The following is a 24,017-nucleotide window of genomic DNA, read 5'->3' as shown; positions in this document are numbered from 1 at the left end:
TGTTTAGCCTCTTTCCTTCATTTGTTCAACAATATAATTGACAATATGACGACTTGTTAAAGCTCCAACATATCGACCATTTTCTTCAACTGGAACGACTTCATCAGCTCGCAGGCGAACTAATGCTTCTTGTAAAGAAGAATGTAATGATAGTGCTTCCCCTTCTATCCGCATACTTTCATCAAGTGGCAATACATCTTCTATACTTTTCCCCTCATACCAAGGTCGCCCACGATTTCCAATGAACTCTTCTACAAATTCATTTTTTGGGTTATGTATAATTTCTTCTGGCGTATCTAATTGAACAATTTTTCCCTCTTTCATAATACAAATGCGATCTCCAAGTGATAATGCTTCTTGCATATCATGTGTTACGAATACAATTGTTTTTTGAATCTTCTTTTGCAATTGTACGATATCCTTCTGAAGCTGTTCTCTACTTAATGGATCTAGCGCACTAAATGGTTCATCCATAAGAACGATTTTCGGATTTGCGGCTAATGCCCGTACAACACCAATACGCTGCTTTTGCCCACCTGATAATTCATCAGGCATGCGATCGCGATATACGTCTGGATCTAGCCCGACCATCTGGAGCAACTCATCGACACGAGCTTTTATTTTTTCTTTGCTCCACTTTCTCATTTCAGGAACAACTGCAATATTTTCAGCAATTGTCATATGCGGAAACAAAGCGATTTGCTGCAACACGTACCCTATATCCCAGCGTAATTCATTAATATTGTATTCTTGAATATCTTTTCCATCGATTAAGATTGAGCCTTCTGTCGTTTCAATTAAACGATTAATCATTTTCATTGTCGTTGTTTTCCCACAACCACTCGGACCAATAAGGACAAAAAATTCTCCCTTTTTAATTTCTAAATGCAATGAATCCACTGCTTTTGTGCCACCTTCATATGATTTTGACACTTGATTAAACTGAATCACAAATACAACTCCTTTATCGTTGTTTCCTTTATTTTGATGGAATATGGAATTCATTTCAAATGATACGCATTATTCAACAAAAAAAGAGCTCACACTTGAGCTCTAACGGTCTAACAATATTGTTTTCATTATAGCGGCATATTCACGGACATACATTTTTCTCTTAGAGCGCATTGGCGTTTCAGCAGCTAGTGCCTCCATCCTCATGCCTAAACGCTTCGCAATTATTTTCGTTCTATATAAATGATACGTATTGCTTACAACTACCGCATGTTTCACATCATATAAATCTATACTAAACTTTAAATTCTCATACGTATTTGTAGATTGATCTTCTATTAAAATACGACTCTCATCTATACCATGTACCATTAAATAGTTCCTCATACTATGAGCTTCCGGTATATCTTCATCTTCTCCTTGACCACCTGAAACAATTACTTTCGCTTCAGGATGAGAAACTAAATATTCCAATGCTACATCCAAACGGTTTTGAAGAGATAAAGACGGTCTATCTCCAAATAACTTTGCACCTAATATAAGAACGTACGGAGAGTGATGGCTCAACTTTTCACGAGCAACTTTCTTCATTCGAAAGGTCATATAAAGAATGTATAGTGGTGGTAATAATAAGATTATAAGTAATATCCATTTGTTCATATATACGTTTGCACTCCCTTTCTTTTTAATTATATAGAAAAAGATAGGAAGGCAGAAGTATTTTTTATATGATTGATTTATTAGAAATGTTCGTTCTTACTTTACGTTGTGATAGTACATAATAAATAGCGATACCTAATGAGAAGATTAATATGCAGCTTAATACGTAAAACGGCAGCATTACCCCAGCTTTAGATACACCAGCTGTAAACAGCATTAATAATACAATTCTTATTCCTGTACCAATTAATCGAAATAAGCTGTCAACACGTCCCATTACTTCGTTTGGGATTTCCTCCATCATCAATACATTTCTCGCCACTCTTGTCCCCGCATTTCCAATCGCATGAAAAATCGCTAGTCCATATAACAACATTACGGAAGGTTCAATAATCATTGCGGTAATTGAAATTACATAAATGCACATCGTCATAACGATTGAAACTTCTGTTTTGACATATTTCATTATGAGTGGAATACAGATCCCTGCAACAACCGCTCCGACACCGTACATCATGCCCTCTATTGCGTATACAGAGGCATTAGCTTTGAGTATATCCGAAATATAAACCGGTATTAAATAATTTGCCATCATGACACCTATAAATGGCATATAAGTAGCAAGTAAGAACCAAAAGAGTTTAGGATATTTTTTCATAAAGTGAATTCCTTCGAACAATTGCTTCTTAAATGTTACTTTCCTTTTCACTTCCTTTTTCTTTACGTACGGTATACATAAGAAAAGGAAAAATGCACCTGCAAAAGTTAACATATCTACTAACAAGATCCATCTTAAAGAAATGATTTCAATAAGGAAGCTAGCAGCGGCTCCTGAAATAACTTGCGTTAACTGTCCTTGTATCTCCATTGTTCCGCTTAAATTTTTATAATGTTCTGCTTGAAATATCTCTTGGTTGAACGCAAATATTGTAGGATAAAATAATAAATAGTAAAATGACCCTGCTATATATATTAGAATATAATGAATAGAATGATAAGGTTGCCCAGCAAATCCCCATATAGCCATTATTCCGATTACGGCTATCCCAATACCTTCATTACATAATAATAAAGATTTTCTTGAAAAACGATCAATACTTTGCCCGATAAACGGAGTTAACAAAAACATAATCAGTGTTGAGATGATGGAAACATAACCAAACGTTGTCTCTCCTCCACTCTCTTTAATTAACAACCATGGAATCGTTATCATTACAATACCGGAACCAATAGCTGATAGACTATTGGCCCCTAGAATGAAATACAAGCGTGAATCTTTATAAAGAGATGACATATCACTCAACCCCTAGTTGCTTTTTCACCTCTTTATATACACCCATATATGCTTTTAATTCTTTAACTAAATCATGAATTAATGGTTTTGCATCTTCTCCCAGTTCACCGTCTTGTACATGAAGTCCATCAAGCACAACTTGTTTTGGGATAGCATTGGCGTATACCCCTCTAGCAACAGTACGCATACTGTTTAATGCGTTAATTCCACCTTTACCGCCTCCTGCAACTGCAAGTAATGCGACAGGTTTATGAACAAATTCACTACTACTTAAGTAATCTAGCGAATTTTTCAACGCCCCACTCATTGCATTATGATATTCAGGTGTACATAGCACTACGCCGTCTGCATTTTTCACTAACGCCTTTAATTTTTTTACCGCTTCTAATTCACGTTGTGATTCTTCCCCATTATATAAAGGTAGTTCTTCTACTGCTAAATCGAATAACTCCCCTTCAAATTGGTCAGCAATATATTTTGCCACCACACGAGTTCTACCGAATTTTCTTGGTGTACCGTTAATAACAACTAGTTTCATCATCATTTCTCCCCTTTGTTTTCAAGTTATACTTATATATTATCAGAAATTTCTATACAAAACACAATATAAAGAGGGAACTAGCTTAATAAAATAGTATGATAGACGAAAAAAGAACTCATACGAAAGTATGAGTTTTTCACATTTACTTTTCTTTCTCTTTATTGCTCAGTATGCCATTGCTTCTTTTAGCTTCAAAATGGTTATACGCTTTTTCTGCTAATTTGATACGTTCTTCTGGCAATTCTACATATTTCATAATATTTTCTATTATTTTTTCATACGGAGTAAATACAATTCCCGGCCAATCTATTTCGTCCTCTGGGTTGCTATTTTCCGAAATAATAAATTTCTTATTTGCCACTGCATAAGAAACTCGAGGAGTTTCAAGAATACCAGATAAGTAAAAGTGGATATTTAATATAATTTTAGATCTGGCAATTAACTCATTTCTAACAATTCCCCACGCATTATTTTTAAAAACAATATTTAAATTCGGGGCAACGACTTTTAATTGATCCAATATAGCTTGCCGTCTTGGGTTAAGAGCACCTATAAACAGTATATCAATGTCTTCAGTTAATTCTTCATCAAATGCATCTTTTTTTATTTCTAAAGTTGGTGCATAGTTCATGCCTACATGTTTTATTTCTTTTCCTACTCCTCTTTGTTTTAACCATTCTATATTTTGTTTACTATAATCCCAAATTTCCTTATCTTTTAATAACATTAAATAAAGAGGATGCGCATAAGGGCTTCCTTCATATAGCTGTTCTAAATTATAAATAATTGCATTTTTCGGAAGGAGATGTGGGCTATGTGCATATGTATGCGCTCCAAAAACAATTGTATTCCCCACATTTTCGAGTATTGTTTCTGATATGATTGCTGTATTTCCCTCTTGCTCCAATCGCCATTTCAAAGCTCGCGCAACATCTATAAAACTACCATACGTCTTTGGGCATATAAACAAACAATAATCATATTCTTTATTCAAATAAGCTTCCATTAGCCTTAAATTATTCTTATATAAATCCACATCCGGATATTTCAGTAAAAGATCCTTCGCATGTTTTTTTGCTACTTTATATAGTCCAGCATAATAAGCAGCAATGCACCTTCTTAATTCGATTCTTTGCTGATGTTCATCTGATACGTCCATGTTTAACAGAAGATTTGCGATATAATACGCTTTTAAATGATCACGATCATAATAATAATCTAGTAGTGGCAACAATTCTTCATACGTATTTCCATGCACAGATTCTCCTAGCTCTAGCGCCCATCGTATTAATTCCATTATTACTCCACTACTCCTTTAACCGAAATTGTATTCAATAAAATTTCGCATTACTTTCTACCATATTTGCTATATGCAACGGTAGCTCTTCTTTTTTCGATTCCAAAAATTTTTGTGACACTGCACCTAAATGTTTTTTATGTGGTATATAAAATGCACTTATAGAAATTTCATAGTCAAATAAGTAATCATACACATGATAATCTACAAATAGAAGATCATCTTTTGGAAAAGGAATTTCCTTCCCTTGCAGGGCATACATCAAAGCAATATTATTTTGAGATTTTAATCGATACATTCTTGCAAGTTGATATAACGGCTCAGCCCGAGTTGGTCTATATTCCCACGCTTTTTGAAAATAAAAAATAGCTAGCGCTGAATATTGCTCTTCTTGCGTCTTAGCATTTTCCATTTCATCTGCTTCTGTTACTTCATGTTGTTTATTTGCTGCACGGTTTGCTAATTGTTCATAACAAAACCCTATTCGCAACAACGAATAGAACACCTCTTCAACCCATCCTCCTGCTTCCACTCGTTTTTTATACCATTTAATCGAATCTTCAAATTGGCTTAAATGAAAATAAGTTTGGGCTAAATAAAATAAATATCTTATATGCAAATCTGGCGTAGTTTCTGGATCACTCAATCCTTGTAACAACAGCCTCTCATCTCTTTCAAATTTATCCGCTTTACTCCCACCATCACCAGGGTCATTAACGACAAGCGTCTCCAGTCTAGCTACTCTCGTATTGTAATTCTCTCCAACTTTGGAACGATCTATATCCCAATACTCATGAGTAACACCGACTGATTTCCATGGTAAAGAAGCTTTTAACAGACGTGTAAGCCAATATTTAATATGAACATCATATTGCAATGTAAGATAATGATCTTCCGTTAAGCTCGTTTTATCGAAATTCGGATCAACCTCTAAAATCATATCCGCATCTAATATTAATAAATAATCTGCTTCTGGATATGTTTTTTGTGCCAACGAAACAGCTAAACTTCTGTTATAACCAAAGTTTTGAAACGGCTCATGATGAACCGTCCCAGGTATCTCATTTTCCTTACACCAATTTTCAATAATTTCAGGTGTATTATCCGTCGATCCAGTATCACAAATAGAAACAAAATCTACAATTGATTTCGTAGCATTTAAACATCTTTCCATAATCCTAGACTCGTTTTTAACAATCATACAAAGACATAACTTTTTTTCTTCCTTTACAGACTTCACTTGCTCATTTCCCATTTAACCACCTCATATTTTATTAACACGCTCTTTTCATATGTAACATCATTTCTTAGCTACACTGATGACATAACCATCCTTTTACTATTTATGAAAACTTCATTTTATTTATTCTTATTTTTATGTTGGGACATATTTCATGCTTCACTATATATTTGATACAATCAGTACAAAATGAATATATAGTAATTAACAAGAAACTCAGTATATTACACATAGTTTACGAGGAGGTTGTATTTTGTTGGATTACATTTGGCTAGATGACAAATCACCCATTTTAGAACAACTACCAAGCAACTTTAAGTCTGCTGCTATATTACTTCATCCTTTTGTCCAAATGCCTTTAGGGTGGGAAAACTCAGTAAGAAAAAGACCTTACGAGCACATATATCCAAGTGCTGAAGAAATCATTCAAAATGGGAAATCCGTTTCTTGGAAGGAAATAATGTCTTATAGTGGACTAAATTCATACACAGAACTAGCAATAGCCATGTTAACTTCCAGTAATGCCTTTTCAGAAGAATATAAAAGAGATGACTTAGCTAAAAAGCTACATTCAAACTTTAAACAAGACCTTTATTATCCAACGGAAGATTATACATCTATATTTTTATTACAGAATTTACTAAAACTCCTTGGTTCGAAAGGTGCAAAAAATCTATATTTCTCTGAACCAATCTTTGCTACAAACAAATCATTACAGATACATGATACAACCCCTTTAAATATTTGGAACCTTTTCTGTAGTGAGTTCATTATTACTGATGAAAACATGGATTATGCATTCATGAGTATGTTTGATTCCTTTACAACTTTTTTATTAGCGAAAGACGAAAATATAGAGCACATTGTTCAATCAATACATATTGAAGCCATCATATGTGATAAAAAAACAATGATTGATTGGTATTTATAAATTAGAGATTTCTTACACTATAAAAAAAAGAAACTTGCGCTTATACACAAGTTTCTTTTCAAAATCATTTCCTATTTTTTCACAACTTCATGTCCACCGAACTGATTACGAAGAGCTGAAACTACTTTTCCGTGGAATGTATCATCTTCTTGAGAACGGTAGCGCATAAATAATGACATTGCGATTACTGGTGCTGCCGCTTGCAGTTCAAGCGCAGTTTCAACAGTCCATTTCCCTTCTCCTGAAGAGTTCATTACACCTTTAATGCCATCTAGTTTCGGATCTTCTGCAAATGCTTTTTCAGTTAAGTCCATTAACCAACCACGGATAACTGATCCGTTCGCCCATACTTTTGCAACATCTTCATAATTGAAATCAAAATCACTTTTATCTAACACTTCAAATCCTTCAGCGATTGCTTGCATCATGCCGTACTCAATACCGTTATGAACCATTTTTAAGAAATGACCACTACCAACACGGCCAGCATAAGAATACCCATTCTCTACTGCTAAATCTTTAAATAAAGGTTCTAATTGATCGTAAATTTCTTTTTCTCCACCAACCATTAAGCAAGCACCGTATCTAGCTCCTTCTACACCTCCTGATGTACCGATATCTACGTAATGTAAACCAAAGCTTTTCGCTTCTTCAGCACGGCGTAACGTATCTTTATAGAATGAATTCCCGCCTTCAATAACGATATCGCCTTCCTCTAATAATGGATAAACTTCTTTTAATACTGACTCAACTACTTCCCCTGCAGGTACCATTACCCAAATTGTACGAGGAGCTTCTAGTTCAGCAATCATTTCTTTTAATGAATGGCGAGCAGTGATACCTAATTTATCCGCTTTTTCAACAAGTTCTTTATTTACGTCATATACAACTACTTCATGCTTGTCTTCATATAAGTGTTCCGCTAATGGGAATCCCATTTTTCCTAACCCGATTAAACCTAGTTTCATATTAATCAATCTCCCATTCTATACAAATATATTTAATAACGAAATGAGTCCAAGTGCTACTACAGATAGTATAGTCTCCATTGCAGTCCATGTTAATAACGTTTCTTTCACAGTCATTCCGAAATACTCTTTAATCATCCAAAATCCTGAATCATTCACGTGTGATAAAATTAATGATCCTGCACCAGTTGCAAGTGCTAACAATTCAACATTTACACCTGGTGTACTTGCTGCAATCGGTGCAACAATACCAGCTGCTGTCATCATAGAAACAGTTGCCGATCCAGTTGCGATTCGAATTAGTGCCGCAATTCCCCACCCTAATAATATTGGTGAAATATGCGATTCTTTCGCCATATCTGCAATTGTCGTTCCAATTCCAGAATCTAATAATACTTTATTAAATGCGCCGCCTGCACCAATCACTAACAATATGTTTGCAATTGGACCAAGGCAATCATTTGTAAATTGTAATACTTTATCTTTTGAGAAACCTTTTGCATATCCAAGACTAAAGAAAGAGTAAATGGTTGCAATTAATAAAGCGACAATCGGATCTCCAATAAAGTGTAATACTTGTGCTAGTTGACTCGTTTTATTTAATGCAACTTCCGCTATTGATGCACCAAGCATAAGAAATACTGGAAGTAAAATTGTAAACAATGTATTTCCAAAGCTAGGAAGCTCTTTTTTATTATCTTTTTCAACAAATTGCTCCGCTATATCTAATGGTACTTCCTTATGTATACGAGCACCAATCCATTTTCCATAAAGTGGACCTGAAATAATTGCAGTTGGAAGTCCGACAATTAACGCATATAAAATTGTCTTCCCTACATCTGCTTTAAAAATACCTACCGCTGCCATCGCTGCTGGATGCGGTGGCACTAGTCCGTGTACAACGGATAATCCTGCTACTAGTGGAATACCGATTGTAATAAGTGATACCCCTGTTTCTAATGCAATTGTAAATACCAATGGAATTAGTAGTACAAATCCAACTTGGAAAAATACCGGAATCCCTACTAAAAATGCAACAAACATCATTGCCCAGTGAACACGTTTCTTCCCAAAACGATCAATTAATGTGTTAGCAATTCGTTCAGCACCGCCAGATTCGGCCATCATTTTTCCAAGCATCGTTCCTAATGCTAAAACTATCGCTAAAAACCCTAACGTATTACCAAGCCCTAGTTTAATAGAATCAATAATCCCTGGATCTTTTGGTGAAGTTCCAATCAATGGCATTCCCATTGCTAGCCCTACACCAATTGCTGTTAAAATTAACGCGACAAACGGATGCCATTTTACTACCGTAATAAGTAAAAGTAGTATGACAACTGCCGCTAGTACGATTCCAACTACCATTTCTCCCAATCCCCCTATTGTTTACGTTGGAAAGCAGCTATACAATCAAATTCTTCTTTCAAGCGATTATAAAGTCGTTCATACATATAAAACATTTCTAAATATATAGCCGTATTTTCTTTATTCGGTACATGGTGATGAACAATATCAATCCAATCCTTAACCTCTTCAAGAGAATCAATTTTTCCTACAGCATATAAAGCAACTGCCGCTGCCCCAAGCGCAGATGCTTCATGACTTTCAGGAACAAGCAATTCTTTCCCCATCATATCGGATAACATTTGTCTCCAAAATGCAGATCTCGCAAATCCTCCTGAAACGCGTATTTCAGTAAGTGGCCCTGTACAATCCCTGATTGCGAGTGCAACAGAATATACGCTCATACAAACCCCTTCCATGACTGCACGAATAAAATGTTCTCGTTTATGCTGAAGATTAATTCCGAAGAATGTACCACGAGCATTTGCATTCCAGTAAGGTGCACGTTCTCCAGATAAGAAAGGTAAAAATAGCAATCCACCTGCTCCAGCTGGTACACTTTCCGCATATTTAATTAATAAATCATACGGATCAATGCCAAGTTTTCTTGCAACTTCTTGTTCTGGGCTACCAAATTCATCACGTAACCATCTCAGTAATATGCCACCATTATTCGTTGGTCCGCCAATCACCCAGTGCTCGTCTGTTAATGCATAACAAAACGTTCTTCCTTTTTCATCTGTATTAACATTAGATGAAATTGTTCGAACTGCACCACTTGTTCCAATCGTAATTGCAGCTGATCCAGGCGATATGGCCCCAACGCCTACATTCGCAAGAACACCATCACTTGCACCAATAACAACTGGAGTATCTTCACGAATACCCATCTTTTGTGCTAATTCCGGTTTCATACCCGATAAAATATATGTAGTTGGTACTGGGGTTGATAATTGTTCTGAAGAAATATTTAACATTTCCAGCACATCAACATCCCAATTTAACGTTTCTAAATTGAATAACCCTGTAGCAGAAGCAATGGAATAATCAACTACGTAGCGTGAAAACAATTGGTAAATAACATACTCTTTAATAGAAATAAATTTATAAGCACTTTTATATAATTTTGGTTCCTCTTCTTTCATCCATAATAATTTAGATAGTGGCGACATTGGATGAATTGGTGTACCTGTACGTCTATAAATTTCATGTCCATTCATATGTTGTAATAATTTTTCCGCTTGTTTCGTACTACGATTATCTGCCCAAATGATAGAGCGCGTTAACGGCACACCCTTTTCATCTACTGCAATTAATGCGTGCATTGCTGTACTAATACCAATTGAAGAAATATCTTCTGGTAACACGTCACTTTTTTCTATGGCAACGCTTACAGTTTTATAAACAGCAGCACATATTACATCGGGATCTTGCTCAGCCCATCCGACGTTCGGTTGAATAATTGGATAATCTACTGCATGTGATGCAACGACTTTTCCTTTTTCTGTGAACACAACCGTTTTTGTACTTGTGGTACCGATATCAATCCCGATTACTCTCCTCCTTGTTTCCATGCGAATCTTCCCTTCGTTTCTAGCAAAATATGATCTAGTAAACCGTTTACATGAATTAGTATATAAAATATTTTTTCTTTAATCAAGTTTTAAAAAGAAAATTTTTTTCATAATAAAATATAATTCCCCTCATGACATTTCACTTACATACTAAATTTAAATTCCCCCCGGCGGTAAAGTTACGTTATATTCGTTACGCAACACACTATTTTTCTTTCATTAACAACACATTCATACATAGTCCTTCCAAACTTTACTTTTTACTCATTTGCATGAAAAAGGTGTTGAAAAACAATATAAGAAAAATGATTAGAGACCCTTATTTTTTATACAAGTCCGAAAAATAAGGGCTATTTTCAAAAAAACATTAAGGAAGTAATAGTTAATTGATTAGGCATGTATTTTTATTTTTCACTAATAAAGGGAGCGATTACCTTTTTTTCATGAGAAGATAATACAATATTTGTTGATGGCGTACCATATTGCATTGAATCATCAATAAATTGTTCTAAACTTTCTACAGAATCAGTTGCTAATTTGACAATATAGCTAATTTCCCCCGCTACTCTGTAACACTCAATTACATCCGGATGATTATAACAAAAGTTAGATAACGCTTTACAATTCGTTGATTTAAACAGAATAAGTGCCGAAATTGGGCGGTTAATTTTTTTTAGGGAAATATGTGCATGGTAACCTTCAATAATTTGTTGCGCCTCTAGCTTTCTTACTCGCTCAGTTACTGACGGAGAAGATAAGTGAACTACTTCAGCTAAATCCTTCATTGAAATTTTTGCATTTGACTGTAATAACCCTAAGATTTTTTTATCAATTTGATCCATAAAGTACCCAACCTTTTTTTATAAAATATAATAATCTAAATTCTTTACATAATAAAGCCAAACAATTAAATATCCTTATTTAACTTATTCATCAGCTTTTTATATCCATATAAAATAAGGATATTAGGAGGCGATTTACTATATGAAAAAGATTTTATTATTATTAGCTGACGGATTTGAAGCAGTAGAAGCTAGTGTATTTACAGACGTACTAGGTTGGAATAAGTGGGAGGGAGACGGGTCAACCGAGGTCATAACAGTTGGTCTTCGGGATAAATTAACTTGTACTTGGAATTTTACTATCATACCCGAAAAAACGGTTGATAATATTCAATTGGATGAGTTTGATGCACTAGCTATTCCAGGAGGGTTTGAAGAAGCTGGTTTTTATCGGGATGCATACAGTAAAGAATTCTTACATGTTATTCAACATTTTCATGTCAAACAGAAACCTATTGCAAGTATTTGTGTTGCATCATTAGCACTTGGTAAAAGTGGAATTCTTATAGGTAAAAAAGCTACCACATACAGTCATCCAACGAGTAAACGAAAAGAGCAGTTAAAGAATTTCGGTGCAAAAGTACAAAATGATTTAATTGTTCAAGATGGAAATATTATTACATCTTCAAATCCAGGTACAGCTTTTGATGTTGCATTTTTATTACTTGAAAAACTAACATCTAAACAGAACGCTAAACATGTAAAGGATCTTATGGGGTTTTAAGCAATGAACTTCAACAAAGAGATACTTTTGTAACTCGCTAGAAGTAATGTAAAGAATCACCACAATCTTGTTTTTTGTTGAAACAATTGAAAAGAATAGTAATTGAATAAAATAGAAGAACTTTTATGATTGCTCTATCACCGGCTAATATTGTATTTTGGATAGGGGTCTTCGGTCTGGTTCTAGTCTCTTCATTAGATAATGCAAGTACATCTACATTTATCATAATAGCTGTTGGTATCTTTTAGGCTTTGTTCATTTTACTAGAATTTTTCTAAATCCAATCTTAATTAAATGGATATCTAAATCAGCCGCAATAGTACTATTTGGATTTAGTGGTTATTTTGGTTACGAGTTTAGATAAAAGTATAACTCTTATAAACTTAAATATATTGATTACAATGTATATGAAACAATATGCATTTCAAACAAAAACACAACATAATTGTAAATTTGTTATATGACGCAGGTGCCCTCCTAGGTATTCATTGATCCCTAGGAGTTTTTTAAATTCCCCACACATAACCTAAAAGAAGAAACAATCTCACCTAAATTGTTGGGTTTCACCCATAACACAAATTAGATGGAGTTTTCTTGCCGAAAAGGATAAAACCTAATAATATTTTTATTTTTCAGAAAAATAAAACAATATTTCGAACTTTATTGTATAATGTTGTAAAAAGATGTCGGAGGGATTTAATGTTACATAAAATATCTCAATTCACAATTAAGCTTTCATCCATTTTTTTATCACTGTTACTATTATTAAATTTACCTTATTTATTTATCACTCAAAACGGATTTACCTTTCAACCAATTCTTTTTTTTAATCAGATTGTTACTATGTTAAAGGATGTTTTCTCCCCTGAATCATTAGTGGTTATAGGATCAGACCCGAAATTTGGTAGTTTCAAAAAAACACCCTTATTCCCAACCGTTTTAGAACCTTACCTATATTCATTTACTGTATTATTTTTAGCCTTTTTACTTGCGCTCTTTCTATCAGCTAGCATGGCATTTTTTTATTTTTTAGCAAAAGATTATATAAAAAAATGGGTAAATCGAATTGTGTTCATATTAGAAGCTGTCCCTGATATGATGATGATGATTTGTTTACAAATATTTTTCATATGGTTACTTAAGAAATTCGGGGAAACTCCTGTCACCATTATTTCTTTTAATGAAAATCGAGCTTATTTACTCCCTATTTTATCTTTAGCGGTCTTACCTACATTACAAATGTTTCGGATGATGGTGTTATACATAAAAGAAGAACATGGAAAAGCTTATGTAGAAGTTGCCTATGGAAAAGGCCTTTCATCAAGTTATATACTACGCATTCATTTATTCAAAAATATATCTATCCACTTCTTCCACCATTTAAAAACGATTTTTGTTTTCTTACTTTCTAATTTATTCATTTTAGAATTTGTTTTTAATATGGATGGCATTATTCAATTTTTATTTAATAAGGCGTTTATTTCACCTCCCGCTGCATTTATCATACTGGTCATGATTATTTTACCGTTTTATACTATTTTTCAAATAATCTCATTCATGATGAATAGATGGCACAAGCACTTGAAAGGAGTAGCATTATGAAATCTATTTGGAAATCAAAACGCTTTTTAATCGGTTTCACTTATTTATTCATACTTATTTCAGCTAGTTTTATTTATAGTTGGTTCTTTAAAGATAACATCCCAAAACCTCCACAGTTACTTTACAATGACAATAACGAATTACTTGGAAAGGCCCCCTTTCCACCATCGTTAATTCCGCCTTTTGGATCTGATCGTTTTGGTGAGTCTGTTTTCTTACAAATTATAGAAGGAGCAAAATTCACTATTTTATTAGCCGTGGCAATTAGCTTCTTTCGAATTTTATGCGGAACATGTATAGGAATCCTCTTAAGTTTATTTGCTCCAAAACTCAAGAGATTTTTCCAGGCATGCTCAGAAGTTTTTTATTATATTCCAACTTTATTTATCGCATTCATACTCATCACACCCGTTAATATTGTAATCACATCAAATGCTGATGGGTTAAATCCAAATATTTCATTTACGTTTTATCAAGTACTCGTACTTATTTTCGTCGCTCTGCCTACACTTTCTTTATATATATCCTCAGAGGTTGATGAATTTATGAAACGAGATTACATTTTAAGTTCACAATTATTGGGTGCTAGCCGTTTTCATATTATGAAAAAACACTTACGAGTCTTATTACTTGACCGCTTATTTGTATTATTTATGGAACATATCGTCCAAACACTCATACTCGTTATCCATTTAGCGTTGCTTAACATTGTAATTGGCGGGATACAAATGCGGGAACTCTATGACGGAGTGCTGAAACCTGTTTCTCTATCTAATGATTGGGCAGGACTTATTGGATTAAATCGTAATGAAATGAATCTTTCATGGTGGATTATTTTTTACACCCTTGCTTCATTCTTTATTACGATTCTATTTATTAAGCTTATGACAATCGGGATTCAAGATGCACTGAAAGCAAGAGATACGCAAGTTGTAGCAATTCAAAGCGTTCCAGATCGTAAAAAATTTGTTAAAGGTAAAGATTCTTTTTCGTTTGTAGATAAAGTGAACCTTTAATCCTTTCCCATTACTCGATATTGATAGTAGTGAAATGCAAAGAAGATGATCCCTGCATTTAACAGGGATCATCTTCTTTCTGTCGCCTAACTTTTTTACATGTCTTTAGCTAGACTCATACTTTTTATATTTAAAGTGAATTGCAATCACAATTATTGTGTTTAAAATCGATTACCATACGTCCTTGAATTCTACCTTGTTCCATTTCTTCGAATACATGTTGTACTTTATCTAGAGAACAAGTTTGAACGACCGGCACTACTTTTCCTTCTGCACCGAACATGAATGCCTCTTCTAAGTCTTTACGAGTACCGACTAAAGAACCAACTACTTCAATTCCATCTAGTACAAGTCGTGGAATGTTTAAATCCATCGTTTCCACTGGTAAACCTACTGCAACGACTTTACCACAAGCACGTACCGCATCTACTGCTGAGTTGAATGCTACTTTAGAAACGGCTGTTACTACAGCTGCATAAGCACCACCAAACTCTTCTTGAACAATCTTATCAGCAGGACCTTGAGAAATTGGATTGATAGTCATATCAGCGCCAACCTCTTTTGCTAAGGCTAATTTATCGTCATTAATATCTACTGCAATTACCTTTGCACCAAATACGTTTTTAGCATATTGAATAGCTAGGTTACCTAATCCACCACAACCATAGATGACGATAGGTTGGCCAGGTTTAATATCCGATACTTTTATAGCTTTATATGTAGTTACACCCGCACATGTAATGGATGATGCTTGAGCAGGATCTAATCCTTCTGGTACTTTCACCGCATAATCTGCTGTAACAATACATTGTTCAGCCATACCACCATCTACTGAATAACCAGCATTCTTCACTTCACGGCAAAATGTTTCTCTACCCGTTACGCAATATTCACAACGCCCACAAGATTGGAACATCCATGCAATACTTACACGGTCCCCCACCTTTAGTGAAGTAACATCATCAGCAATTTTCGTCACAATACCTATACCCTCATGACCAAGAATACGGCCATCTGTGTTTCCAAAATCATGATTTGCAACGTGTAAATCAGTATGACAAACTCCACAATACTCTACATCTACTAGCGCTTCACCTGAGTGTAACGGACGTAATTCCTTTTCAATAATTTCAATGTTTGCTTTACTATTTTTATTAACTACTACTGCTTTCATATGTGATCTCCCCTTTAGTGTTTTAGAATTTTTCATGAGTTCATCTCATAACTTCTGTCTTCACTAGTTTGGCTAATCATTGTGCCAAGTTTAAGTGTTCAATCATCATTACATGTTCATCATAACATGACACTTCAAAAACAAATTGTGAAATTATGAACAATGTTTGAATTGTTGTATAAATCGTTTTTTATTTTTTTAAATGAGAGTCATCACTGGCTATAAGTAAGTCACATATTTCTACAAGAAAATAAATAAACTATTCACTAATAAAAAAGGGGCTGTCTCATAAGTCTCTTTCGAAGTAAGATCACATGAAATTGAAAAGGCAGAAACGTTATAAAATCAACATTTCTGCCTTTCACTTTTTATTCGATTTTGGCTAAAAAGCACCTTTTGGGACAGCCTCTTTTTTATATTCGTTTCATCGAAATTGTTTCACGGATACTTTGTAAATTTTGCAACGTTTCTTCTTGGCGTTGTAACGATAACCCAACGTACAAAGTATCTAATAAACTTAACTGCGCTAATCTTGATGAACTTGCTTCTGTGCGGAATTCCGTTTCACGTGTTGAAGTGTATAATGTAATATCAGCCAGTTGACTTAATGCCGATTTCTGATAGCTCGTAATCGCAATAATTTTAGCTCCTCTTGCTTTCGCTACTTCTAACGCTTCCAGTAACCCTTTATTGCTACCAGAATGAGAAATGCCGATAACAACTGAATTTTTCGAGAGTAAACCTGCTCCCATAATTTGAAAATGCGAATCAGTATGAGCAATACATGAAATACCCGTTCTCATAAATTTATGATATGCATCCATCGCAATAATACCAGAACCACCATTTCCGTAAAACTCGATTCGATTTGCTTCTTGCAAAGCTTTTACAGCTTGCTCTAATGCCGTATCATTTAACAAATGCAATGTATCTTGTAGTCCTGTAATATGTGAATGAAAAACTTTTTTAGCAACAGTTACCATACTGTCTTCTGCTGATACTTCTTCATGAATATTTTGCATCGGTGTATGGACAATTTCACGAGCTAATGTAATCTTTAAATCTTGGAACCCTTGCAAACCAAGGTGTTTACATAAGCGAAATATCGTAGCCTCGGAACTATTCGTAACTTCTGCTAATTCAGTAATAGATTTATGTACAACATCTTGTGGATGTTTTAAAATATGTTCAGCAATACTTCGCAATTTCGGTGATAAACCGTTTAACGAAGCTTGAATCTTTCCAATCCCACTTCTTGTACCAGGCATAGCATATCTTCTCCCTCCATCGTAGCTTTATCCCGTAAAAACACAATTGGTATGCGCTAATAATCAGTGGGGAATAGCCCCTCCACTGATTAAAGTTTCACTTTATTGTACCTAATTATTGAAAGAAGAAAAACCTTTATTCAGCTTCACTATATATTTTATTAGCTTTTATGCATTTTTTCGTAACATCTTCAAAAGATAATGATCCTGTTTTTGTATTTATTTTTATTTTTTCATCAACGTATTTCGTTCGAAACATTGCAACTTCCTCTTGAAAAGAACAAAGATACAGCTCAAGTTTATACAATACACCATAACGTTTCGGCACTATAACATAGAGTTTATTTTGTTTTTCTATAACTTGAATTACTTCATTGTTTTCTGTTATATATTTCCCCACACATTTTAATTTATCGAAAAAATTCACCTCATACACCTTTATAGGTCTCGGCATCTGAATCTCTTCCCCATTTATAATCTTAGCTATGTTATTTGCAATCTCTATGACCGGTGTAATATTTATATTACTTAGTACAATAATACAAACATTATCTTTTTCATATCGAATCAAATAATTCACAAAACCATTTATATCACCAAAATGACTAGTAGAAATATATTCTTCTTGTTCAATAGCCCAACCATATCCATAATGATCCGAATATGCAGTAAACATTTTTTGAAGTGAACTTTCTGAAATCACCTCTCTACTACGCAATGCTTTATGCCATTTAAACAAATCTTTAACTGTCGAATACATTCCATATGCCCCTAATGGAAATGACATATCAATATGTTCAGTTTGTTTTATATCTCCAAATATCGTATATCCTGTTGATAAAGATTCTACTATTTCTCTACCCTCATCCTCACATCCGGTATTATGCATTTGAAGTGGTTGACATATATATTTATGTATATATTCTTTATATGATAAACCAGTAATCTTTTCGATTATAATTGTTAATAAAATATAACCAGAATTTGTATAACTATATCTCTCACCTGGTTTAAACTCTAACGGGTACGTCTTTAATACATGCACAATGTCTTCTTTAGATACAGATTTTCTCATTATATCCGACCAATAATTAGGCCAACTTGTAAAATTTGAAATACCCGATGTGTGAGTTAATAGGTGGTGAATTGTAACATCTTCTCCATAAGAGAATCCCTCTATATATTTTGAAATTGAGTCTTCTACCGAGAGCAATCCACGTTCTTCTAATTGTAAAATTGCTGTACTGGTAAACCCTTTCGTTAATGAACCAATTCGAAATTTTGTATCAATAGTATGAGGAATGTTAAATGTGAAATTCGCTGTTCCAAATGCTTCACTTAACAATATTTCATCATTTTTTGCAATTAGTACCGTACCATTAAAATAACTAGCCTCAGACAAACTTGACATGTACCGCTGTAATGTAGTCCTTACTTTCATACACTCCTCCTAAATAACCCCATATTTCACCGCATATAATGCAGCTTGCGTACGATCATCTACTTCTAATTTAGCTAAAACATTTGAAACATGTGTTTTTACAGTTTGTTCTGTAATATGAAGCACTGCTGCAATTTCTTTATTACTTCGCCCTTGCGCAATTTCACGAAGTACTTCTTGTTCTCTTTTCGTTAACATAGAAAAAGGGTTTTCTTTTTCTTTCTTGACTACTGATCGTCCTAATAGTGCTGGTGTTACTTTCGGATGAAAATTCGTATTTCCTTCATGTACTGCAATAATAGAAGCTACAAGTTGCTCAGGTTGTACTTCTTTTAATTGATAACCATCTGCTCCGGCTTCAAGTGCTGGTAAAACATAATCTTGCTCTGAAAAACTGCTTAATATTAGTATCTTTATCGTTTCATCATATTGTTTTATTCGTTTTGTTGCTTCGATGCCATCCATCTTCGGCATTGATAGATCCATTAATACTACATCTGGCCTTTTTGTTTGGACGAATGTTAACGCATCTTCTCCATTTTCTGCTTCCCCAACAATTTCAAATTCTTCTCTCGTTTTCAAAAAGAATACAAGTCCTCTTCGAACGATATGATGATCCTCAACTAGTAGTAATTTAATTTTCAACCTTCTTCTCCCCTTCAAACTGGCAATTGAATTTCAATTTTCGTACCTTTTTTCAGCTCCGTTTTTATTTGAAATGATCCCCTCATTAACTGAATACGTTCCTTCATACTTTTTAAACCGAGTGCTGACTCTCGTACCTGATCTTGTATAAATCCTATTCCGTTATCCTCTATGCAAAAATATAACTGGTTATCTTCTATTTTTAAAAGAACATGTACCTTTTCACACGAAGCATGTTTTTTACAATTATGTATCGCTTCTTGACTAATACGCCATAAAACTTCTTCTATTTCATCACCAATTGAAACCATTCCATCAATTCGAACTTCCACGTGAATTCCTAACAACTTTCCGTAATTTTTAATTGCTTCAGCTAACCCTTTCTCTAATCCTTCCGGTCTTAATTGCCAAATCAAGAGTGTCATCTCTTGTAATGCTTCCTGTGATAATTCTCCAATATAGCTCAACATCTCTTGCAAGTCTCTATCTTGCGTCATATTTAGCGTACCTTTTGCGGTTAACATGATAGAAAATAACAATTGTTTTACTGAATCATGTAAATCACGTGCAAGTCGATTTCGTTCTGCTACAACTACATATTTACGTTCTTTCTCTACTAATTGAATACGTTGTATAGTTGTTCCTATTTGAAATGCAATCGATTCTAATAATGCTAATTCTTCCTCTGAAAAATGTGTTTTTTGAGGAGAGGCGACATTTAATAGACCAAACTTCTCCGATCCAGACCTAAGGGGAATTGTCGCATGGTGCGTAACATTTTCGGTATCTCCCCAATTACATTCAATCGCATCCTCTATTCGCTTACATTCAATAATATTTGTCGCTTTTTCCAATCTTCCATTCACAAAACGCTCTACACACCAACAATTTCCTTCACACATCGGCTTCTTCTCTTGCCACGTAAGAGCTGGCGGTAAGTTTTCATCCACAAGCATACGGTGCTTTCCACTTTCATCAATAAAAAAGATCCAGCCTGTTTGCAAATTCATAACTTGTAACAATGTATGTAACACTTTTTCCAACATGTCTTGTAAGTCTGTTGCTTCATTTAATAATTCAGCAATTGCTTTTAATGCCTCTAAACGATGCATCTCTTTTTCTTCAAAGTTCATTTTCATCACCATCTATCATTATAACATTAAGAAATTTCTAAATTCTACAAATTAAAAAGAACTGAATTTCTTCAGCTCTTTGTTTATATCGATCATTTTATTATTATTTTTCTATCCAATGTTGAAAGCAGCATTTCCGTTACCAAACTATTCTACTTTAGCTGTCCGATACAGATTGTCCGCTATGGGTATGCTGTAAACTTTCAGTAGTAACGACCATATTTGCTGCTGGCATTTGTACTCGATTCTTATGAAATATAGACATTAATTCAAATCTTACTTGTCTAGAAGTTTCAAAATAATCTTCTGGCTTTATTAAACCTGTAATACAAAATTCATATCCAACGTATTTCAGATTCGGATTTAAATCTGTAACACCTACATATTTAAAAGGTTCAACAGCTTCATCCTCTACTTTATAAAGACTTGAGGCCAATTTTTCATTACAGTTCACACAAACTTCCTCTAACAATTCCTTAACTCTTGTCGGATCTTCCTGATAACTTACCGTAATTCGTTCAATTACGCGCATCCAGCCTTTATTAAAATTTTGTATCGTTCTAATCTCTCCGTGTGGTATGGTAAGGAGTTTTCCTGACCATTCACGAATTTGCATAAAACGAATACTAATTTCCTCAATCGTTCCTGAGTTTGTTCCGTTAAAAGTAACAAAATCGCCAACACGAAACTCTTTGTCCGCTAATCTCGCAAAGCCTAATATAACATCTTTCAGCATCTGTTGTGCAGCAAAACCGATAACAACCCCCGCTATCCCTGCGCCTGCAATGATACTTTTTATATCTACAAATTGGCTAATTAAATATATGATTAGACTAATGATAATGATATATCTAAAAATAGATCGAATCACACTTTGAATCGTTTGCTCTACCTCTTCATCAAAAAAGCTTGATTTCCTAAAAAACCAATCAATAATGCGGTTTATGACAAATGAAATAATGATTAGAACGAAAGCAAATAGTAAAAATCTTAAAAGTAAAAACTCTCTTACATAATTAAAAAACTCTTCAGTATACGTTAATAAACTCATCTAACCACTTCCTTACTAATTAAAAAATTCATAATCGTCTCAGTTTGTTCTAGAACAATCTATTATCTACTCTAAAATGCTGCTACCCTTACTATGTATTTTGACTTTATTACTAATTCACTTTAAACAGTATGTCTAGCTGTTCTTTTCCTTTCCCTTTAAATATACCCTTTTTAATAACCTAAGGGGAGCTAATCGTGAAATTTTTTAAACGTTAAAACTTTATTCTACTCATTACGATTTCAACTAATTTATTCATTAACTAGATAAAAAAAGAGCTGAATTTATCAGCTCTTTTATTCGATATTAATTGTTGTTTTACTGTTTTTTTCTTCTTTCAATTTTGGCAATTCAATTGTCAGTACGCCATCTTTATAATTTGCTTTAACATTTTCTTCCTCAACTTGTTGAAAATTAAAGCGTCGAGTTACAGAACCTATAGAACGTTCTTTACGAATATATATGCCATTCTCATTTTTTTCTTCTACTTCATTATGATTAGTTGCTTGAATCGTTAATACATCTTGTTCAAATTCAACTTGAATGTTTTCTTTTTGAAAACCAGGTAAATCTGCTTTTACTGTATATTTATCAGACTGTTCATGAACATCTACTTTAAAAGTATCCATGTTCATCGGTTTAAAGAAAGCATCTGTCATCCCTTCTAATAAAGAAGGCCCAAAATCAAAAATACCATTTTGACGTTTTGTTATCTCTGGAAATAAATTACGCATATTTTTTCCTCCTTATTATTTATGAATGAAAGATTATCTCTTTCTATCTTTATTATAACACTTGGTCAAAAAAGGTCAAAGATTTTGTTTGACCTTTTTTGATGTATATTTTACCAAATAAAACAAATAGGTTATAGGACATCTCTCCCTCTTATAAAGAGGAAAATATTTACACAACAACGAATAGTATATTTGCTCTTATTTTTTCTTACGGAGGTTACATACAATGGGATATATTGAAGAACTTAGAAAAGTTGTCGGATCAAGACCACTCAATCTAGCAGGAGTTGCTGTAGCTGTTTTCAATAAACAAGGACAAATATTACTTCAACAAAGGCAGAATGGTATTTGGGGTGTCCCTGGTGGATTCGTTGAACTTGGTGAATCAACAGAAGAAGCTGGGAGACGAGAAGTGTTCGAAGAAACAGGGATTGAAATAGGAACCTTACAGTTAATAAGCGTATTTTCTGGAAAAGAATTTTTTGTAAAATTACCAAACGGGGATGAGTTTTATCCTATAACAATCGCATATCTTTGCAAAGACATTAAAGGCGGCTTGCTAAAAGCTGATGGGATCGAATCATTAAGTGTACAATTTTTTGATTTTGATAAGCTACCAGAGAATATTAGCCCATTTATAAAAAAATTAATTGAGCAAAACCTCGTCTCAATTTAAACGTAAAAAGAGACCTTTTTTTAAAGGCCTCTTTTTTTTACTTCACTTCTGCGTTTAAGCAAGATTTAAAATGTCCAAGTGCAAATTCATGCCCTTGCGCACTAAAAGATGCAACTGCCTTTTCATAAACTACAATTTTAAATCCTTTGTTATAAGCATCTACGGCTGTGTGAAGAACACAAATATCAGTACAAACCCCTACAAGATGCACTTCTTCTATTCCTCTTTCTCGTAACTTCATCTCTAGGTCTGTTCCTGCAAATGCACTATATCGCGTTTTATCCATGTAATATACATTCTCTGCATTTTTATATGTTTCGTACACATCTTGTAATTCACCAAACAAATCTCTTCCATTTGTACCCGTTATGTTATGAGGCGGGAATAATTTTGATTCAGGATGATATACATCATTTTCTTCATGTTTATCGATCGCAAAGACAACATAATCTCCATTTTCAATATATTGCTTCGTTAAATGGACAATTTCCTTCTCAATTTCTTGGCCTGGCTTACCGCAAGTTAAAGCACCTTTCTCTGCTACAAAATCATATGTATAATCAATATTTATAAGAGCTCGTTTCATTACTATCTCTCCTTCTCCTGTTTCACAGTAAACAATAGAAAATTTGTTATTACGACATCGTACGTACTATTCGACATTTCAAATGAAATACCTACATTTTTCTTCTGAAACTTACCTTATTCCGAGTTTATCATATAATAGCTAAACAATGGTAAAACAAATAGACCCTATCGATAAGTCATAAATTTGATAATGGAACGTAACTTGCATCATAAACCAAATTACTGACATCATCATATTAATCAAGAAGATACAAATATACCGGTTCACCTCTTCAACCGCTTTTTCTGTCATAGTAGTAACGAGTGATCTCTTCCTAATT

General features: G+C 33.9%; 23 protein-coding genes and 1 pseudogene. 6 read left to right on the top strand and 18 right to left on the bottom strand.

All coding sequences use genetic code 11. From position 1 onward, the window contains the following. Positions 1 to 3: 3 nt before the first annotated feature. From PDQ68_RS01610 to PDQ68_RS01585, 6 genes are all read right to left on the bottom strand, one after another. Entirely contained in the window at positions 4 to 951 is a 948-nt protein-coding gene (locus PDQ68_RS01610; protein WP_061183513.1) for an ABC transporter ATP-binding protein, read from the bottom strand. A gap of 102 nt (positions 952 to 1,053) precedes the next feature. Next, positions 1,054 to 1,611: a YdcF family protein gene (locus PDQ68_RS01605; protein ID WP_001045793.1), complete on the bottom strand. Its 558-nt coding sequence runs from the start codon at positions 1,609 to 1,611 to the stop codon at positions 1,054 to 1,056. A 64-nt stretch (positions 1,612 to 1,675) separates the two neighbouring features. After that, positions 1,676 to 2,905: an MFS transporter gene (locus tag PDQ68_RS01600; protein WP_000097176.1), complete on the bottom strand. Its 1,230-nt coding sequence runs from the start codon at positions 2,903 to 2,905 to the stop codon at positions 1,676 to 1,678. A 1-nt stretch (position 2,906) separates the two neighbouring features. Beyond that, positions 2,907 to 3,443: an NADPH-dependent FMN reductase gene (locus PDQ68_RS01595; RefSeq protein ID WP_014893779.1), complete on the bottom strand. Its 537-nt coding sequence runs from the start codon at positions 3,441 to 3,443 to the stop codon at positions 2,907 to 2,909. Between the two features lie 145 nt (positions 3,444 to 3,588). Further along, complete coding sequence (locus PDQ68_RS01590) at positions 3,589 to 4,743, bottom strand: CgeB family protein (RefSeq protein WP_061183512.1); 1,155 nt, start codon at positions 4,741 to 4,743, stop codon at positions 3,589 to 3,591. 34 nt (positions 4,744 to 4,777) lie between these two features. Beyond that, positions 4,778 to 5,998: a tetratricopeptide repeat-containing glycosyltransferase gene (locus PDQ68_RS01585; protein ID WP_061183511.1), complete on the bottom strand. Its 1,221-nt coding sequence runs from the start codon at positions 5,996 to 5,998 to the stop codon at positions 4,778 to 4,780. A gap of 208 nt (positions 5,999 to 6,206) precedes the next feature. Between PDQ68_RS01585 and PDQ68_RS01580 the strand changes: the two genes are divergently transcribed. Next, positions 6,207 to 6,914, top strand: coding sequence for a DUF2711 family protein (locus tag PDQ68_RS01580; RefSeq protein WP_229144474.1), 708 nt, complete (start codon positions 6,207 to 6,209; stop codon positions 6,912 to 6,914). 71 nt (positions 6,915 to 6,985) lie between these two features. On the opposite strand, the gene gnd is transcribed toward PDQ68_RS01580, so the two are convergent. The 4 genes from gnd to PDQ68_RS01560 form a co-directional block, all read right to left on the bottom strand. Next, positions 6,986 to 7,882, bottom strand: a complete 897-nt coding sequence (gnd, locus tag PDQ68_RS01575) for a phosphogluconate dehydrogenase (NAD(+)-dependent, decarboxylating) (protein ID WP_000765989.1) — start codon at positions 7,880 to 7,882, stop codon at positions 6,986 to 6,988. Between the two features lie 18 nt (positions 7,883 to 7,900). Further along, positions 7,901 to 9,250: a GntP family permease gene (locus PDQ68_RS01570; RefSeq protein ID WP_000260196.1), complete on the bottom strand. Its 1,350-nt coding sequence runs from the start codon at positions 9,248 to 9,250 to the stop codon at positions 7,901 to 7,903. A 14-nt stretch (positions 9,251 to 9,264) separates the two neighbouring features. Then, positions 9,265 to 10,803, bottom strand: a complete 1,539-nt coding sequence (gene gntK, locus PDQ68_RS01565; RefSeq protein WP_061183509.1) for a gluconokinase — start codon at positions 10,801 to 10,803, stop codon at positions 9,265 to 9,267. Positions 10,804 to 11,207: 404 nt separating this feature from the next. Then, entirely contained in the window at positions 11,208 to 11,645 is a 438-nt protein-coding gene (locus PDQ68_RS01560; protein WP_049112869.1) for an Lrp/AsnC family transcriptional regulator, read from the bottom strand. Positions 11,646 to 11,787: 142 nt separating this feature from the next. On the opposite strand from PDQ68_RS01560, the gene PDQ68_RS01555 reads away from it, so the two are divergent. The 4 genes and pseudogenes from PDQ68_RS01555 to PDQ68_RS01540 all read left to right on the top strand — a co-directional run bounded on the left by PDQ68_RS01555 (position 11,788) and on the right by PDQ68_RS01540 (position 14,987). Then, the gene (locus tag PDQ68_RS01555) at positions 11,788 to 12,369 is read left to right on the top strand and encodes a DJ-1/PfpI family protein (RefSeq protein WP_000722332.1); all 582 of its coding nucleotides are present in this window, start codon (positions 11,788 to 11,790) and stop codon (positions 12,367 to 12,369) included. Between the two features lie 122 nt (positions 12,370 to 12,491). After that, a pseudogene (locus tag PDQ68_RS01550) lies at positions 12,492 to 12,733 on the top strand (LysE family translocator); the annotation flags it as partial. A gap of 335 nt (positions 12,734 to 13,068) precedes the next feature. Next, a complete protein-coding gene (locus tag PDQ68_RS01545) occupies positions 13,069 to 13,971 on the top strand; it encodes an ABC transporter permease subunit (protein WP_049112871.1) in 903 nt (300 codons plus the stop codon). Next, positions 13,968 to 14,987 carry an ABC transporter permease gene (locus PDQ68_RS01540; protein WP_000836561.1) on the top strand — a complete coding sequence of 340 codons (1,020 nt, stop codon included), beginning with the start codon at positions 13,968 to 13,970 and terminating at the stop codon, positions 14,985 to 14,987. Before PDQ68_RS01545 ends, PDQ68_RS01540 begins: the two co-directional genes overlap by 4 nt. 130 nt (positions 14,988 to 15,117) lie before the next feature. Here the strand turns inward: PDQ68_RS01540 and adhP are convergent, their stop codons facing one another. From adhP to PDQ68_RS01505, 7 genes are all read right to left on the bottom strand, one after another. Next, positions 15,118 to 16,161: an alcohol dehydrogenase AdhP gene (gene adhP, locus PDQ68_RS01535; RefSeq protein ID WP_000649103.1), complete on the bottom strand. Its 1,044-nt coding sequence runs from the start codon at positions 16,159 to 16,161 to the stop codon at positions 15,118 to 15,120. 413 nt (positions 16,162 to 16,574) lie between these two features. Continuing rightward, complete coding sequence (locus PDQ68_RS01530; protein WP_001119639.1) at positions 16,575 to 17,429, bottom strand: MurR/RpiR family transcriptional regulator; 855 nt, start codon at positions 17,427 to 17,429, stop codon at positions 16,575 to 16,577. A gap of 136 nt (positions 17,430 to 17,565) precedes the next feature. Then, the gene (locus PDQ68_RS01525) at positions 17,566 to 18,870 is read right to left on the bottom strand and encodes a serine hydrolase domain-containing protein (protein ID WP_014893780.1); all 1,305 of its coding nucleotides are present in this window, start codon (positions 18,868 to 18,870) and stop codon (positions 17,566 to 17,568) included. A 9-nt stretch (positions 18,871 to 18,879) separates the two neighbouring features. Then, a complete protein-coding gene (locus PDQ68_RS01520) occupies positions 18,880 to 19,515 on the bottom strand; it encodes a response regulator (protein ID WP_000694641.1) in 636 nt (211 codons plus the stop codon). A gap of 14 nt (positions 19,516 to 19,529) precedes the next feature. Further along, positions 19,530 to 20,648 carry a GAF domain-containing sensor histidine kinase gene (locus PDQ68_RS01515; protein WP_061183508.1) on the bottom strand — a complete coding sequence of 373 codons (1,119 nt, stop codon included), beginning with the start codon at positions 20,646 to 20,648 and terminating at the stop codon, positions 19,530 to 19,532. A gap of 157 nt (positions 20,649 to 20,805) precedes the next feature. Further along, positions 20,806 to 21,699 (bottom strand): mechanosensitive ion channel family protein, encoded by an 894-nt coding sequence (locus PDQ68_RS01510; protein WP_000055419.1) that lies wholly within the window; start codon positions 21,697 to 21,699, stop codon positions 20,806 to 20,808. 296 nt (positions 21,700 to 21,995) lie between these two features. Continuing rightward, the gene (locus tag PDQ68_RS01505) at positions 21,996 to 22,433 is read right to left on the bottom strand and encodes an Hsp20/alpha crystallin family protein (RefSeq protein ID WP_001245060.1); all 438 of its coding nucleotides are present in this window, start codon (positions 22,431 to 22,433) and stop codon (positions 21,996 to 21,998) included. A gap of 226 nt (positions 22,434 to 22,659) precedes the next feature. Between PDQ68_RS01505 and PDQ68_RS01500 the strand changes: the two genes are divergently transcribed. Beyond that, positions 22,660 to 23,109, top strand: a complete 450-nt coding sequence (locus tag PDQ68_RS01500; RefSeq protein WP_000540519.1) for an NUDIX hydrolase — start codon at positions 22,660 to 22,662, stop codon at positions 23,107 to 23,109. A gap of 37 nt (positions 23,110 to 23,146) precedes the next feature. On the opposite strand, the gene PDQ68_RS01495 is transcribed toward PDQ68_RS01500, so the two are convergent. Further along, positions 23,147 to 23,695: a cysteine hydrolase family protein gene (locus PDQ68_RS01495; RefSeq protein ID WP_061183507.1), complete on the bottom strand. Its 549-nt coding sequence runs from the start codon at positions 23,693 to 23,695 to the stop codon at positions 23,147 to 23,149. Positions 23,696 to 24,017: the final 322 nt, after the last annotated feature.

The sequence above is a fragment of the Bacillus cereus group sp. Bc010 genome (genome assembly GCF_027716745.1).
Lineage (GTDB): Bacteria > Bacillota > Bacilli > Bacillales > Bacillaceae_G > Bacillus_A > Bacillus_A pacificus.
This window is presented reverse-complemented; position numbering and strand designations above follow the sequence as displayed.

Excerpts from the sequence above, each read along its gene's own strand:
- PDQ68_RS01605 (WP_001045793.1), bottom strand. The coding sequence starts at position 1,611 with ATGAACAAATGGATATTACTTATAATCTTATTATTACCACCACTATAC.
- PDQ68_RS01600 (WP_000097176.1), bottom strand. The coding sequence starts at position 2,905 with ATGTCATCTCTTTATAAAGATTCACGCTTGTATTTCATTCTAGGGGCC.
- PDQ68_RS01595 (WP_014893779.1), bottom strand. The coding sequence starts at position 3,443 with ATGAAACTAGTTGTTATTAACGGTACACCAAGAAAATTCGGTAGAACT.
- PDQ68_RS01590 (WP_061183512.1), bottom strand. The coding sequence starts at position 4,743 with ATGGAATTAATACGATGGGCGCTAGAGCTAGGAGAATCTGTGCATGGA.
- PDQ68_RS01585 (WP_061183511.1), bottom strand. The coding sequence starts at position 5,998 with ATGGGAAATGAGCAAGTGAAGTCTGTAAAGGAAGAAAAAAAGTTATGT.
- gnd (WP_000765989.1), bottom strand. The coding sequence starts at position 7,882 with ATGAAACTAGGTTTAATCGGGTTAGGAAAAATGGGATTCCCATTAGCG.
- PDQ68_RS01570 (WP_000260196.1), bottom strand. The coding sequence starts at position 9,250 with ATGGTAGTTGGAATCGTACTAGCGGCAGTTGTCATACTACTTTTACTT.
- gntK (WP_061183509.1), bottom strand. The coding sequence starts at position 10,803 with ATGGAAACAAGGAGGAGAGTAATCGGGATTGATATCGGTACCACAAGT.
- PDQ68_RS01560 (WP_049112869.1), bottom strand. The coding sequence starts at position 11,645 with ATGGATCAAATTGATAAAAAAATCTTAGGGTTATTACAGTCAAATGCA.
- PDQ68_RS01555 (WP_000722332.1), top strand. The coding sequence starts at position 11,788 with ATGAAAAAGATTTTATTATTATTAGCTGACGGATTTGAAGCAGTAGAA.
- PDQ68_RS01545 (WP_049112871.1), top strand. The coding sequence starts at position 13,069 with ATGTTACATAAAATATCTCAATTCACAATTAAGCTTTCATCCATTTTT.
- PDQ68_RS01540 (WP_000836561.1), top strand. The coding sequence starts at position 13,968 with ATGAAATCTATTTGGAAATCAAAACGCTTTTTAATCGGTTTCACTTAT.
- adhP (WP_000649103.1), bottom strand. The coding sequence starts at position 16,161 with ATGAAAGCAGTAGTAGTTAATAAAAATAGTAAAGCAAACATTGAAATT.
- PDQ68_RS01530 (WP_001119639.1), bottom strand. The coding sequence starts at position 17,429 with ATGCCTGGTACAAGAAGTGGGATTGGAAAGATTCAAGCTTCGTTAAAC.
- PDQ68_RS01525 (WP_014893780.1), bottom strand. The coding sequence starts at position 18,870 with ATGAAAGTAAGGACTACATTACAGCGGTACATGTCAAGTTTGTCTGAG.
- PDQ68_RS01515 (WP_061183508.1), bottom strand. The coding sequence starts at position 20,648 with ATGAACTTTGAAGAAAAAGAGATGCATCGTTTAGAGGCATTAAAAGCA.
- PDQ68_RS01510 (WP_000055419.1), bottom strand. The coding sequence starts at position 21,699 with ATGAGTTTATTAACGTATACTGAAGAGTTTTTTAATTATGTAAGAGAG.
- PDQ68_RS01505 (WP_001245060.1), bottom strand. The coding sequence starts at position 22,433 with ATGCGTAATTTATTTCCAGAGATAACAAAACGTCAAAATGGTATTTTT.
- PDQ68_RS01500 (WP_000540519.1), top strand. The coding sequence starts at position 22,660 with ATGGGATATATTGAAGAACTTAGAAAAGTTGTCGGATCAAGACCACTC.
- PDQ68_RS01495 (WP_061183507.1), bottom strand. The coding sequence starts at position 23,695 with ATGAAACGAGCTCTTATAAATATTGATTATACATATGATTTTGTAGCA.